The 13587-nt window shown below is 72.2% G+C and carries 11 protein-coding genes and 1 other RNA gene; 5 read left to right on the forward strand and 7 right to left on the reverse strand.

The window, feature by feature from the left end; translation table 11 throughout:
* The first annotated feature begins 120 nt into the window (after positions 1–120).
* Positions 121–490, forward strand: a transfer-messenger RNA (tmRNA) gene (ssrA, locus tag AC529_RS16920).
* A gap of 150 nt (positions 491–640) precedes the next feature.
* Here the strand turns inward: ssrA and arsM are convergent.
* Positions 641–1507, reverse strand: a complete 867-nt coding sequence (gene arsM / locus AC529_RS16925; protein ID WP_068758354.1) for an arsenite methyltransferase — start codon at positions 1505–1507, stop codon at positions 641–643.
* A gap of 96 nt (positions 1508–1603) precedes the next feature.
* Between arsM and AC529_RS16930 the strand changes: the two genes are divergently transcribed.
* Positions 1604–1963 carry an ArsR/SmtB family transcription factor gene (locus tag AC529_RS16930; RefSeq protein WP_083948369.1) on the forward strand — a complete coding sequence of 120 codons (360 nt, stop codon included), beginning with the start codon at positions 1604–1606 and terminating at the stop codon, positions 1961–1963.
* Between the two features lie 222 nt (positions 1964–2185).
* Positions 2186–2482: an MTH1187 family thiamine-binding protein gene (locus AC529_RS16935; protein WP_068758355.1), complete on the forward strand. Its 297-nt coding sequence runs from the start codon at positions 2186–2188 to the stop codon at positions 2480–2482.
* A gap of 14 nt (positions 2483–2496) precedes the next feature.
* Here AC529_RS16935 and AC529_RS16940 read toward each other — a convergent pair whose 3' ends face one another.
* The 5 genes from AC529_RS16940 to nagA form a co-directional block, all read right to left on the reverse strand.
* On the reverse strand, positions 2497–2814 hold the full coding sequence (locus AC529_RS16940) for a hypothetical protein (RefSeq protein WP_068758356.1): 318 nt from the start codon (positions 2812–2814) through the stop codon (positions 2497–2499).
* Positions 2815–2935: 121 nt separating this feature from the next.
* Positions 2936–4909, reverse strand: a complete 1974-nt coding sequence (locus AC529_RS16945; protein ID WP_068758357.1) for a glycosyltransferase family 2 protein — start codon at positions 4907–4909, stop codon at positions 2936–2938.
* Between the two features lie 584 nt (positions 4910–5493).
* On the reverse strand, positions 5494–7482 hold the full coding sequence (locus AC529_RS16950; RefSeq protein WP_068758358.1) for a glycerophosphotransferase: 1989 nt from the start codon (positions 7480–7482) through the stop codon (positions 5494–5496).
* Positions 7479–8855, reverse strand: coding sequence for a bifunctional cytidylyltransferase/SDR family oxidoreductase (locus AC529_RS16955; RefSeq protein WP_232306797.1), 1377 nt, complete (start codon positions 8853–8855; stop codon positions 7479–7481). The genes AC529_RS16950 and AC529_RS16955 overlap by 4 nt, the downstream gene beginning before the upstream one ends.
* A 338-nt stretch (positions 8856–9193) precedes the next feature.
* Complete coding sequence (gene nagA, locus AC529_RS16960; RefSeq protein ID WP_068758360.1) at positions 9194–10378, reverse strand: N-acetylglucosamine-6-phosphate deacetylase; 1185 nt, start codon at positions 10376–10378, stop codon at positions 9194–9196.
* A gap of 385 nt (positions 10379–10763) precedes the next feature.
* On the opposite strand from nagA, the gene AC529_RS16965 reads away from it, so the two are divergent.
* A complete protein-coding gene (locus AC529_RS16965; protein WP_068758361.1) occupies positions 10764–11282 on the forward strand; it encodes an NADPH-dependent FMN reductase in 519 nt (172 codons plus the stop codon).
* Here the strand turns inward: AC529_RS16965 and AC529_RS16970 are convergent.
* Complete coding sequence (locus tag AC529_RS16970) at positions 11279–12184, reverse strand: DMT family protein (RefSeq protein WP_068758362.1); 906 nt, start codon at positions 12182–12184, stop codon at positions 11279–11281. The genes AC529_RS16965 and AC529_RS16970 overlap by 4 nt on opposite strands.
* A 178-nt stretch (positions 12185–12362) precedes the next feature.
* On the opposite strand from AC529_RS16970, the gene AC529_RS20620 reads away from it, so the two are divergent.
* The coding region (locus tag AC529_RS20620; RefSeq protein WP_068758363.1) for a GDSL-type esterase/lipase family protein at positions 12363–13587 on the forward strand (1225 nt) is incomplete at its 3' end.

Here is a 13587-nt window from a genome sequence, read left to right on the forward strand (position 1 = left end):
TGGGCGGGAGCGCCCTCCCAGGGCGGGAATCAGGTTGGCCCCGCCGGTGTTGAACGAGTAACCTGGAAGCAGCGGAAGCGCTTCCGCGTGCGGGCCGCAGAGCCCGTTGACAACTGCACAGGGGGTGATCGGTTTCGACTTCGGTGGTTGTTGTAGGGGAAGCGGGCCGAGGACGGCGGACGCAGCCTCGTAAAAATGCGACCGCAAAACAATAAGTGCCAACTCTAAGCGCACTGAGTTCGCTCTCGCCGCCTAAGCGACAGCGACTCTGTCGGCCTGGGGGTGTCTCCGCTCCAGTGTCCGGCATCGTTGAGGAGACTCACCGCTCGGACCAGGCCACAGGGTCCGTTCGGGACATTCATGTGGCTGGGCCTGTCGGCGACTTGTCTGCGTGAGCGCCGGGGCCGAGTAGAACGCTGAGCAGACTGCGCCCGGAGAAGCCCTGCTGCAGCACTGAAGGACGCGGGTTCGATTCCCGCCACCTCCACTGTCCGGCAACGGCCCGGCCCGGCGGACACTGTCCGCCCGGCCGGGCCGTTCCGTTGTCTGCTGCCCGGGGCTGCTCCGGTACGCGTCCTCACCGGGAGCGCCCCGAGCGCGGTCGGCCGCCGGGGCACGGGCGTATCGGGAACCGCGACGGTCAGGCGGTCTCCTGGCTGCTCGGCCGGTCCGTCGGCCGACTCGGCTTGGTGGCGCGGACGATCGCGCCGTGCATGCCGGGGGCGACCTCGTGGGTGAACCGGACCTCGGCGTCGGCGAAGCCTGCGGCGGCCAGGTGGGCGAGGTACTCGGCGCGGGAGAGGGCGCCGGCGATGCAGCCGACGTAGGAGCCGCGCTCGACGCGCTCCTCGGGGCTGAGGTGGTCCTCGGCGACGACGTCGGAGATCCCGATCCGGCCGCCCGGGGTCAGGACGCGGAACATCTCGGCGATGACCTTGGGCTTGTCGACCGAGAGGTTGATGACGCAGTTGGAGATGACCACGTCGACCGACGCGTCGGGCAGGGGCACGTCCTCGATGGTGCCCTTGAGGAACTCCACGTTGGCGGCTCCGGCCTTGGCGGCGTTGGCCCGGGCGAGGTCGAGCATCTCGTCGGTCATGTCGACGCCGTAGACGAATCCGGTCTCACCGACGCGGCGGGCGGACAGGAGCACGTCGATGCCGCCGCCGGAGCCGAGGTCGAGGACCCGCTCGCCGGCGCGGAGGTCGGCCACCGCGGTCGGGTTGCCGCAGCCCAGGCTGGCCGCGACCGCCTCGGCGGGCAGGGCGTCCTGCTCGTCGCTGCTGTAGAGCGCCGCACCGAAGGACTCGTCGACCGTCCCGGCGCTGTCGCTGCCGCAGCAGGAGGAGGCCTCTCGGCGGTCGTCGAGCTCCTGAAGCTGGTCGTTGAGCTCGGTGTTGGCCGTGCCCGCCGCGACCGCGGCAGCAGCCTGGGCGTAGCGGTTGCGGACTTCCTCGCGTACCTCGTCGGGAGTCTGCGTGCGGGGCTGCGGGCTGCTCGTGGTCACGGCGGTACGCTCCTCCGGTTTCGCATCGACGGGTTTCGATGCATCGAGATTCTTCGATGTATCGACGATTGTCAATGGGTTTGGCATCATGGGTCCATGGCCACCCGAACAGTGCTGCCGGTCCTGGACGTCCAAGCGGCCGCGGCGGCGTGCTGCTCGCCGGTCACGGGCGGCGTCCTCGGCGTGGAGGAGGCGCAGCGGCTCGCACGCGTGTTCAGGGCGCTGGGGGATCCCACCCGGGTCCGCCTGCTGTCACTGATCGCCGCGCGGCCCGACCGTGAGGCCTGCATCTGCGAGCTCACCGAGCCGGTCGGGCTCGCGCAGCCGACGGTCTCCCACCACATGAAGCAGTTGGTCGACGCGGGACTCGTCGTCCGCGAGCAGCGCGGGAGGTGGGCGTTCTACCGCCTCGTCGAGGGCACCCTCGCGGCCCTCAGCGAAGCCCTCAAGCCCTGAACCGGAGTCAGGGCGTCGACCGCGTCAGGGTGGGAGACGGGCGGCGTGGGCACAGCCGAACGCCTGCGTGTGCCACCCCGCAGCCCCGTGTGGCGCGGGATCTGATCGCCGCCTGAGACGCGATTTCGGCAGTCCCCGTTTGCTGACCCGGGACCGTTCCGTGTCCCCGCTCCGAGGCGCGGCGCTCCGGAGTGCCTACTCCCGGCGACCTAGACTGGCGGCATGATCGTCGCTTTCTCCGTGACTCCGATAGGCGTCGGCGAGTCCGTGGCCCCCGCTGTGGCCCGTGCCGTCAAGGTGGTCCGGGACAGTGGGCTGCCCAACCGCACCGACGCCATGTTCACCAGCATCGAGGGGGAGTGGGACGAGGTGATGGACGTCGTCCGGCGCGCCGTCGAGGCCGCCGCAGAGGGCGCGTCGCGGGTGAGCCTGGTCCTCAAGGCCGACATCCGCGAGGGCGTCACCGACGGCCTGACCCGCAAGGTCGAGGCGGTCGAGACCCTGCTGCGGGAGGAGTAGGCCGGGCGGCCCGCTCAGGACAGCTCCACGCCGAGCAGGCGGGCGGTCCGCTCCACGCTCTGCGCCAGGTCGTCGCAGTCGCCCAGGTACATGCCGAACGACGTCACGAAGACGTGGCCGTCCTCGCGCCGCTCGCAGAAGACGTCCTCCACGGCGAACTCGGACCGGGGGTTGCTCACCCGCAGGAACGGCGTGCCGTCCTCGATGACCCGGGCCCAGATCCCGTGCGGGGCGACCGCCTCGGCCAGGCGGGCGAGCCGCCGCCGCTGGAGGGAGTGGGTCAGGATCGTGGCCGGCGCGGGGGCGCGGCGGCTGTGGGTGGAGTGGGCCATGGTGGTGTCCTCACAAGCTGGGTAAACTCCAGTTCGCTTTCACGTATTGTGAACGTGGGGCCACCTTCGATCACGTATTGTCACCGTGACACGCCGCCCGGCCGTCCGGGGCGGGGCACGGTCAGCGCAGTCCGACGGCCCTGCGCACCGCGGAGGTCAGGCGCACCGGGGCCACGGTGAGGAAGACTCCCCTGCGGTCCGCCCACAGCTTGGCGTAGACCGGTCGGCCTCGCCGCCACCAGCGCCGCCCGGTCGCGCTCAGGGACCCCCGCAGCGCCAGCCCGCGAACCTGGTCCCCGCCCGTGGCCGGGACGAGGGAGAACGACCATCTGCCGAAGGGCAGCGCCTCCTCGCCGTCCAGCAGCCGCAGGAGGCGGGTGAACGAGCCGTCCTCGGCCGCCTCGACCGGCAGGTCCACGGTCCGGCCGTCCCCGTCGCGGGCCCGGAGCAGGAAGGGGCCGACGGCGTCCACCGAGCCGCGCAGCAGCAGGGCGGCCCGCTTCTGTGCGGCCCACTCCGCGGAGCCGACCTCGGCGGAGGCGGGCGGCTTGTGCATGGCCCCGTCCACGTCGAGGGTGAGGTTGCTGTACGGCTGGGTGTAGTAGGCGGTGACGAACCCGCCGAGGGCGGGGACGACGCGGTGCTGCCGCTTGGCGGAGACCTCCGGGGAGCGCCGCGAGCCGATCCGCACCTCCCGGGACACCCCCTGCACCACGACGTTGAGGGAGACGTCCCACAGGCCGCGGGGGAGCGGTGCGCCGTCGGCGGCGCGGGACAGGTCCACCACCGTGTCGAACTCCGCGGGCACGGTCCCCCCGTCCCCGTCCACCGGCTCCGCCGCGGGGAGCGGCGCCACCGGAAGGCGGTGCTCGACCCGGCTCTCCCGCTCGCGCAGCACCAGTTCGCTGCCCTCCGCCAGGCCGCCGAGCCGGTCGAGGGCGGCCCGCCCGCGCAGCCGCAGCCGCGGGCCGTTCCAGGAGACCTCGTGGACGTGGTGGTGGACGGGGAGCTCCCCGGTGACGTCGAAGACCTCGTCGGGGACGGACAGCTCCGGGTCCCGGAAGAAGGGGTAGGCGCCGTAGACCCGACCCTTCTCGACCACCAGGGGGGTCGTGCGCCCCTCCAGGGTGTGCCGCATGACCTCCAGGGTCTCCTCGAGACGCCCGACCCGGATCAGCCACAGCCGCAGCCGGTCCGCGGCGGGCATGCCCTGCTGGACCCCCTCGGAGCACCAGGCGCGCACGAAGCCGCGGAACTCCTCGAACACCGCTGCCCGCTGCTCGGGGTCGGCCTCGGCGAGCAGGTGGGTGAGGAACTCGCGCTGGTCGCTCTGGAAGTGGCGGCGCAGCAGCCGGTCCCGCTTCGGCCCCTCCTCGACCTCGCGGGTGAGCAGGTCGAACACGGCGCGCAGGAAGGGGAGCCGCCGCAGCGCCCCGTCGGGACGGGAGGTGTTGTTGCCGCCGTCGTCCCGCAGGACGGCGTAGTAGCAGTCGTAGTCGGCCACCACCGAGATCACCGAGGCGTTGAGGTAGGCGGTGGCGGTGAACGGCTGGTCCTGGCCGACGGTGAGGCGCGGGTCGAAGCGGAGCCCGAGGTCTTCGAGGAACGCCCGGCGGAAGAGCTTGGTCGGCCCCAGCGCCCAGTAGACGTTGGAGTCGAACACGGTGGTCTTCGGCTGGTTGTGGCGGAACATCGAGACGGGCACGGTCCGTCCGCCGACCCCGACCATCTTGCCGAGGACCACGTCGGAGCCGTTGGCGTCGGCCATGGCGACCATGCGCTCCAGCGCCTCGGCGCCGAGCCAGTCGTCGGCGTCCAGGAAGAAGACGTAGCGGCCGGTGGCCAGGTCCAGCCCGACGTTGCGCGGTTTGGCGGGGCCTCCCGAGTTCTCCTGGTGGACCACCCTCATGCTGGGGCAGCGCGCGGCGAAGCGGTCGAGTTCCTCTCCGGTGCCGTCGGTGGACCCGTCGTCGACCGCGATGACCTCCAGCCGGTCGACGCCGATCGACTGCTCGAGCACGGACTCGACGCACTTGACCACATACGGCATCGCGTTGTAGGCGCCGATGACGACGCTGACGTCAGGTTGGGACATCGAGGAGACTCCGACTTGTCGCTGGTGGACCACGGACGGATCGGGGTGGTCCGGGCTGGGCGTGCGGCGGGGGACTCCGGGGTGGCGGGTGCCGTCCGACAGCCTGGGATTTCGGGACTGTTTCGGTGGTGTTTCGGCAGTGTTTCGGCTCACGTGCTTCCGGCAATCTACCGAAAAAGCCCGAAATAGGGAAAACATGGAGTAGTGGGGATGGATTGCCCAAGGTTTCCCGGGGCAGTGCAACGGCGGACAGCCGGGGCCGAATACGCCGGGGCGGTCCCGGCGGACCCCGCTTCCCACGGGGATCCGCCTCGTCCTCCTCTTTTCCGCCGCGGCTCCCGACGGGCAGGACCCGACTCGGCAGAATTTCCTGAAGAGAATCTCCGGTTCTTTCGGAAAAGGACCCGGTGCTCCGCGGTTTCCGGAAAGCGGTCCGGGCGCCGCCCTCGGGACCGGAACCGAGGACTCCGCGGCCGTACCGCGCCCGCTGCGAGACCCGCCCGCGGCCCCGCGGCACAGACGCCGGACAACGCAAAGGGGCGGCGGTCCGGTGGACCGCCGCCCCTTTCACGGGCCGGAGACGATCACAGCGTCACAGAGGACTTCTCCCGCCGGGCCACGGCCTCGCGGGCCCGCTCGTAGAGGTCGTCGACCGCCTGGGCGAACCGGACCTGGGAGGGCGGCTCGTCCGGGCCGAGCAGGTAGGTCTTCAGCTTGCGCCGCTCCTCGGCGAAGGCGTCGGAGAGGGGGTTCTCCATCGCCTCCAGGGCCTGCTCCAGACCGGTGCCGTCGGGCCGCAGCAGGTAGGCCGCCCCGGCGGTGGGGTTCTCGATCCGGAACTGTTCATCGGAGATTCCCACGCAGTTGGTGATCGCGTAGGGCTTGCCGCTGAAGATGAAGTCGGCGACCACGCTGGAGATGTCGCTGATCAGCAGGTCGCTGCGGTTGAAGCAGGAGTACAGGGTGGGACGCGGACCCTGGATGACCAGGTGGCGCTGCTCGCCCTGGTCGGCCCAGTACACCTGGTGCCACTCCTCGACGAGCCGGTTGAGCTCGTCGAGCAGCGCCGGGTCCAGGCGTCCGTTGTCCCGGGAGCGCTGGGCCTCGTCCACCCGCTCGTCGAAGGTCCCCACCTCGGCGAGGCGCTTCTCCAACTGGGCGAGCCGACGCCGGGCCTCCTCGGTGCCGGAGGGGTAACCGGCACGCTGGTTGGCCTCGTTGATCAGGGCGGTGATGCGGTGGTGCGCGGCACGGGCGCGCGGGTCGCGGATGCCGGTGAAGGGGTGCGGCTTGTACATCACCCTGATGCCCGGCACCTCCAGCAGCTTGGCGATCAGGGTGGGACCGGCCGCCATCAGCGAGGTGTTGCCCGGGTCGTCGGTCCAGCCCTCCCAGGTGGGCGCGTAGAGCACGGTGCGGACCCGGTTGTCGGTGGGACCCACCCGGATGGGGTCGAGCTGGGGCCGCCCCACCTCCACGATCTCGTCGTCGCGCACCCCGACCTGGGCGACGCGATAGCGGTCGCGCCCGGCCTGGCCGGCGGTCCAGACCTCGTCGTAGACCTTGCTGTAGGGGTTGACGCTGGCGATCTTGTCGCTGTCCCCGTGCCCGATGAACACGTGCTTGATCTTCGGGTTGCGCAGCATGTGGATGTTCTTGCCGGTGTTGGCCGCGTACAGGCAGACCCCGGCGGGCTCGAAGTCCAGCGCCATCAGGTCGTTGGCCTTGGGAACGCACAGCACCGGGATGGAGGTCAGCCCGAGGTTCGCCGCCACGGCCCGCTCCCGCAGCACGATGAGGGAGCGGCGGGGGAGCTTGGCCACGGAGTCCAGCCACATGTTGATCTGGTAGGCGGAGTCGGCCGACCCCGAGAAGTACAGGATCACCTCGGGCCGGTACTCGCGCAGCCACTGCTGGACGTACTTGAGCACCTTGCCGGTGCCGGGGATGCGGTTCGAGCTCAGCAGGAACGGCGCCAGCACGACGGCCGCGACCAGGATGCCCGCGACCGACAGCAGCGCTCCTCCGGCGGCGTAGACCGGATCGTGGGTCGCCGCGAAGCCGATGCCCCCCGCGACCAGGGGGGCGTCCAGCAGCAGAACCCGGTTCATCCCGTTGCGGGCCAGCCAGTTCGGCGGGCCGTCGGGGATGTTCAGCGGACCCAGGTCGATGTTGCGGGTGACCACCGGCAGTTGCCGGACGCGGCGCAGCCTGCGCAGCATCAGGTCGTAGCCCGTCTGGAGGGTGAACAGCGCCACGGCGCCGCCGACCATCCACCAGAAGCCCGCGACGGAGGGGGAGGCCAGCAGGCCGACGAAGCCCACCACGAGCAGTTGCCGCAGCAGCGCCCGCGTCGTGCCGCCCAGGCGGAACTGCGTCAGGTACTTGCCCAGGTCGTGGCTGGTGGCCTGGACGAACGCGTCGGCGCCGTAGGCCAGCACCGCGCCCAGGGCGAACAGCCACACCGACAGGGTGAAGGTCCCCGCGACCAGGGCGAGGTAGCCGACACCGATCAGTGCGAGCAGGACGAGCGTGCCCGTGCCCAGTCGTTGGATCAGTTGTGTCAGGTTCACTCGGAGCCCTTTCCGGTGGATTCGGCCTCCTGGCGACTGGCCGCGACCGGGTCTTCGCGGCGGACGTCGATCACGTGGCCGGTCAGATCCGACAGCAGGACGTCGAGCGAGGTGCGGGCCACCTTCTCGGCGCTGAGGAGGGTGTGCGCGGGCTCCTCGCCGAACGCCTGGGTGCGCATCGGGGTCTGGGTGCGCTCGGGGTTGATGCAGTTGATCCGGACGCCGTCGGCCGCCCACTCGTCGGCGAGCGCCTGGGTCAGGTTGACCGTGGCGGCCTTGGCCGACGAGTAGAGGCTGTAGTCGGCCCGGCCCCGGGTGTAGGAGCTGGAGGTGTAGAGCAGCAGTTGGCCGCGGGTGCGGGAGAGGTAGGGGAACGATGCCTTGGCGATGTGCACGGGGGCGAGGTAGTTGACGCGCAGCGCCTCTTCGATGGTCGCCTCGTCGGTCTGGTCGAGCCGGCCGATGCGCAGGACGCCGGCGGTGTTGACCACGTAGTCGATCCGTCCGGTGGCGGAGTACGCCTGGGCCAGTGCGGCGGCCACGTCGGCGGGGTTCTCCACGTGTGTGCGGGTGGCGCTGCGGCTGTAGCGGAAGACGCGCGCGCCGTACTGCTCGGCCAGGTCGGCGACGCCCGCGCCGATGCCGTAGCTGCCGCCGAAGACGACCATGGTGCTGCCGGTGAGCCGCTGCCGGTAGTCCTCCTCGCCGAACTCCGGCGTGGTGCTGGAGGCGAGCTGGAACAGCTTGTCGGCGATGAAGATGTCGACGGGCTGGGTGACCTTCATGTTGTGCTCGTCGCCGGGGACCACGAAGATCGGGGTGCCCGGCAGGTAGCGCAGCACGACGGTGCAGTCGTCGGTGGCCTCGAAGGCGGGGTCCTCCCACGCCTTGGCGTAGGCGTCCTTGATGGTGCCCAGTCGGAAGCCCTGCGGGGTCTGGCCGCGGCGCAGCCGGGAGCGGCGGGGCACGTCGGTGATGATGTCGTTGTCGTCGACCTCGATGATGGTGTCCGACGAGGGGATGGCGACGTCCACCGCGGAGTAGTCGTCGAGGGCCTTGACGCAGTCGGCGATGATGCGCTGCGACAGCAGCGGGCGCACCGCGTCGTGGAAGAGCACCTTGGTGGTCGGGTCGTAGTCGGTCAGCACGTCGAGGGCGAGCTGGGTGGTGGCGTTGCGGGAGGTGCCGCCCGGCAGCACTCGGGAGACCTTCGTGAACCCGGCCTTGCGGACGATCTCCTCGGCGTCCTTGACGAAGCCGGGGTTCATCATGAGGACGATCTCGTCGACGTCGGGTGCCTCCTCGAAGAGGGCGAGGGTGTGCTCCAGGATCGGCTTGCCGGCGATCTTGAGCAACTGCTTGGGAGTGCTCAAACCGATGCGCTGGCCGCTGCCTCCTGCGAGGACCACGGCGACGGTCCGGGGATGGGACCCGGACTGAGCTTTCTTAGGCAATCTCTCTCCCGATGGGTGAAGACACCGGATGTTCCAGACGTCGTGGCTCAGGACCGAGCCGTGACAGGAGGGTCACAGGACCCGCGGCGGGACGCGGTGGTGTGGAACAGCCTCGAACGACCGAGACCGGGGGATGTGACTCGCACCGGCTCCTGGAGCACCCCGGGGACGCCGTACCGTCTCCGTCCGTCCGCACCGGCGAGGTGTTCCCGGAGCGCTTTCCAAGGCCGTATCCAACTTTAAGCTGACAGAGTGAGTCAGTCGGCCGGAAAAGGCGAATCCGGCTCGTAGACGGCGGTGGCGTCGTGAGGGGCCGCAACCGGGCGTCCCCTGCGGTACACGGAGGTGACGGCCAGGGAGTCGTCGAGCACGACGAGGTCGGCGTAACGGCCCGGAGTGAGCTCCCCCACGTCGGCCAGGCGCAGGGCCGCGGCGGGGACCGCGCTCGCCGCGCGCAGCGCCTCGTGCCGGGGCACGCCGAGGTCGCGGACCGCCCGGCGGACCGCCTCGGGCAGGGTGACCGTGCTGCCGGCGATCGCCCCGGTGGCGGCCAGGCGGGCGGTGCCGCCGGAGACGCGGACGGGCAGGCCGCCCAGGAGGTAGTCGCCGTCGCCGAGCCCGGCCGCCGCCATGGCGTCGGTGACCAGGGCCAGCCGCGCGGCCCCGGCGGCCCTCCAGGCCATGCGGGCGGCCTCCGGGTGGACGTGCACGCCGTCGTTGACCAGCTCCACCGTCACCCGGTCGTCGTTGAGCGCGGCGGCCACCGGCCCCGGGTCGCGGTGGTGGAGCGGGCGCATCTGGTTGAACAGGTGGGTGGCCACGGTGGCCCCGGCGTCGAAGGCGGCGCGGGTGGTCGCGTGGTCGGCGTCGGTGTGCCCCACGGCCGCGACCACGTCCTCGGCCACGGCGGCGCGGACCAGGTCGAGGGCCCCGGGCAGCTCCGGGGCGAGGGTGACCATCCGCACGTGCCCCCGCCCGGCCGCCAGCAGGCGGCGGAACTCGGCCGGGTCGGGCAGGCGCAGCAGCGCCGGGTCGTGCGCCCCGCACCGGCCGGGGGCCAGGTAGGGGCCCTCCAGGTGGATTCCGGCCAGCTCCCCGGCGTCGCACAGCTCGGCCAGCGCCGCCACCTGGCGCAGCAGGTCGGCGGGGGCGGCGGTGACCAGGCTGGCCACCAGGGTCGTCACCCCGCGCCGCCGGTGGAAGGCGACCGCGGCCAGCGCGCGCTCGGGGTCGCCCTCGTCGAAGGAGACGCCCGCGCCGCCGTGGACGTGGACGTCGACGCAGCCGGGCGCGAGCAGGCGGCCGCCCAGGTCGACGGTCTTTCCGGGGGAGGACGGGGCGGTGCCCGGGCCGACCGCGGCGATCCGCTCGCCCGCGACGCGCAGCCAGCCCTCGACGGTTCCGGAAGGGGTCACCAGACGCGCGTTGGTGAACGTGGCCACCGGGACATACCCCCTGTGTCCTTCATCACCCGTTAACACAGAAAAACCGTCGATCATACATTGACGTTATCCTTGCCTCCGCTTCATCATGGTGTACATGTCTGCCGGTGAGCTGCTCGTCCAGCGTCTGCATGTCGATCTGCGGCAGCAGGCGAGTGCACTCTGTCGTAGCTAGCGCCTGTTGCGGGGCCGCTGCCCCCGCTGCTGTTGTCGCGGTTTCCCTACGCGTGCGTTCGAGCCCCCGGCCCCTTCTGGATCCCCGGTGACAGGAACGTACGTCTGCCGTGCCCGGGAAACCCTCCGTCGCCGTCCCGATACCGACGATTCCCTCGCGCTACGTCCCACGCGGCTCCCGCGGGCCGCAATCACCTGGAGATCACCACATATGACTCGCTTCACCGTGCTCGTCGCCGCTCCTCAGACCCGTTCCGCCCTTCGCGCCGCGGCCGTCCACACCGCCGACGCGATCGCCGCACACACCGGCCTCGCCGCTGACATCGACACCATCGACCTGGCCGAACTCGGACCGGAGCTGCTCGCCGAGGAGGTGACGGACGGCGTGGCCGACGCGCTCGCCACGATCGCCGCCACCGACGTGCTCGTCGTGGCCACCCCCCAGGTGCACGGCAGCTACGCGGGCCTGCTCAAGGTCTTCCTGGACCGGCTGCCGGAGCTGGGCCTGGCCCACGTCATCGCGCTGCCGCTGGCGGCCGTCGAGGACCTGCGCAACGGCTACAACATCGAGAGCGACCTGCGGGTGCTGCTGTCCGACCTGGGGGCGTGGGTGGCCGAGCCGGGCCTGGTGCTGACCGGCACCGAGGTCACCGAGCCGCTGAGCGTCATCGACGCCTGGGCCGAGGTCACCGCGCCCGCACTGCTCCAGGCCCTCAGCGTGGCCGTCTAGGAGACGGCGGGCAGGGCAGTGGCGCGCTGCCGCGCGGTCTCCTCCTCCACCCGCCCGGCGGCCCGGTGCACCAGCGCCACCACGGCCAGGGTCAGCGCGAAGCCGAGGGCGCGCAGCGCCAGCGGCAGCGGTTCGGCGGGCAGGGACTCGGCGAAGACCGCGGTCCCGGCGACCACCATGAAGACGTTGCCGACCACGTTCGCGGCGGGCGCGGTCACCGAGGCGCGCGAACGCTGCATCGAGGTCTGGAAGAGCGCGATGCCCACCGCCCAGCCCAACGCGTACAGGTAGGGGAAGGGGGAGAGCAGGACCGGTCCGACCGCGCCGACGATGCCGTGGTCGGCCAGCAGCCCCCCGATGCCCTTGCCCTGCAAGCCCGCGACCCCCTGGGCCAGGCCCGCGGCGCTTCCCATGACCGCCGCGGGCGCGTTGCCGCCGCCCGCCACGGCCATGCCGCCCGCACACACCACGAGGGTGACGGCGCTGACCGCGAGCAGGAGGGGCAGGTCGGCGGTGGTTCCGGCCGCGGCGTCCCGCGGTCCCAGGGACAGGGCCAGCAGGAGCAGCGCCACGGGCATCGCCCCGAGGGCCGCGAGTTCGCCGCGGCTGATCCGCTGGCGTTGCAGGAGGGCCACCACCAGCAGGGTCAGGGAGATCCCGCCCGCGAAGGCGGGCTGGACCACGGAGACCGGGGCGAGTCCCAGCGAGACGACCAGCCCGACGCTGCCCGCGGCCGCCAGCGCGCACCCGCCCAGCCAGCGGGGGTTGCCGAACAGGACGCGCGCCAGGTGCAGGGGGCGGCGGACGCTGATGGCCGCGCAGCGGTGCAGGGCGCGCTGCTCCACGGCCAGGCCGAGGCCGTAGACCACGGCCGAGGCCAGGGCGGCGAGCAGACCGGTCACGGGCGGACCGCCTTTCCGGGGACGGGGGTGCGGGGCGTGCGCCCCAACGCGGGTTACCCAAGAGTAACCCCTTGTGGGGCAGAACACGAGACCCGGATCACATCCGTTCCGGCGGGCCGCCCCCAGCGGCACCCCCGCCCTTGACCGCCCGGGAACGGCAGGTCCTAGGCTGTCCGGTGTGGAGGAGGCAGCCACCCCGCCGCAGGGGGAGACGGACCGCGACGCCCGTCGCCGGCGGGTGCGGATCCGGCTGCCCGCCACCGGGCTGCTCGCACTCGTGGCGGCCTCCACGGCCCTCACCCTGCTGCTGCTCCAGCCCCTCTGGGAGGGCTTCCGGGTCGACGGCGACGCGCCCCCCGCGCCCCGGCCGACCGGCGGGTGGGCCCCGCCCGCGGGCACGGCCCGCATCCTGGTCTCCGGCGACTCCCGCGTGCAGGGCAGCACGGGCGACTACACCTGGCGCTACCGCCTGTGGGAGCACCTGGCCGGGCGCGAGGGCCTCGACGTGGACTTCGTGGGACCGCGCACGGACCTGTTCGACCCCGTCTCCGGCCGCTACGGCGACAGCCGCTACGCCGTCGCCGACTTCGACACCGACCACGCCGGGGTCTGGGGCTCCACCGCCGCCGAGGTCGCCGAGCGGATCGGCCGCGAGGTCCTCGACACCGATCCCCACTACCTGCTGCTGCTCGTCGGGGTCAACGACCTCGTGGAGGGCGCCTCCGGCGCGGAGGTGCTCGACCGCACCCGCGACATCGTCGCCGCCGCGCGCACGGCCAAGGGCGACCTCCAGGTGGTGATCGGGGAGATCCTGCCCGTGTGGGGCACCGAGGACGACCTGGCGGTCAACACCGCCGCGGCCGAGTACAACGCCGCCCTGCCCGCCCTGGCCGACCAGCTCACCCGGCCCGACTCCCCGGTGGTGGTGGCGCGCACGGCCGCCGACTACGTGCCCGCCGAGGACCACTGGGACGAGGTCCACCCCAACGCGCGCGGCGAGGTCAAGGTCGCCGCGGCGTTCGCCGACGCCCTCGCCGACCCGCTCGGGCTGGGCAGCCCCTACCCCCGGCCGCTGCCCGAGGTCGCGGTCGGCCCCGCCGCCGCGCCGCGGGTGCACGCCGAGCAGACCGCCGACGGAGCCCGGGTGAGCTGGGACGGCGTTCCCGGCGCCACCCGCTACGAGGTGTTCCAGCGCCGCACCGCCCCCGACCCCGACGAGCGGGTCCGCCTCGCCGAGGTCGCGGCCGAGGCGGACGGCGGCGGCAGCTACGAGGCGACCGGCCTGTTCGCCGGGGCCTCCTACGAGTTCGAGGTCCGCCCGCTCAAGGGCGGCGACCCCGGACCGGTCTCCGAACCGGTCCGCCTGGAGGTGACCGCCGACCCGCCGCCCGCCCCCGAGGGGG

The organism is Thermobifida cellulosilytica TB100, assembly GCF_001517975.1.
GTDB lineage: Bacteria > Actinomycetota > Actinomycetes > Streptosporangiales > Streptosporangiaceae > Thermobifida > Thermobifida cellulosilytica.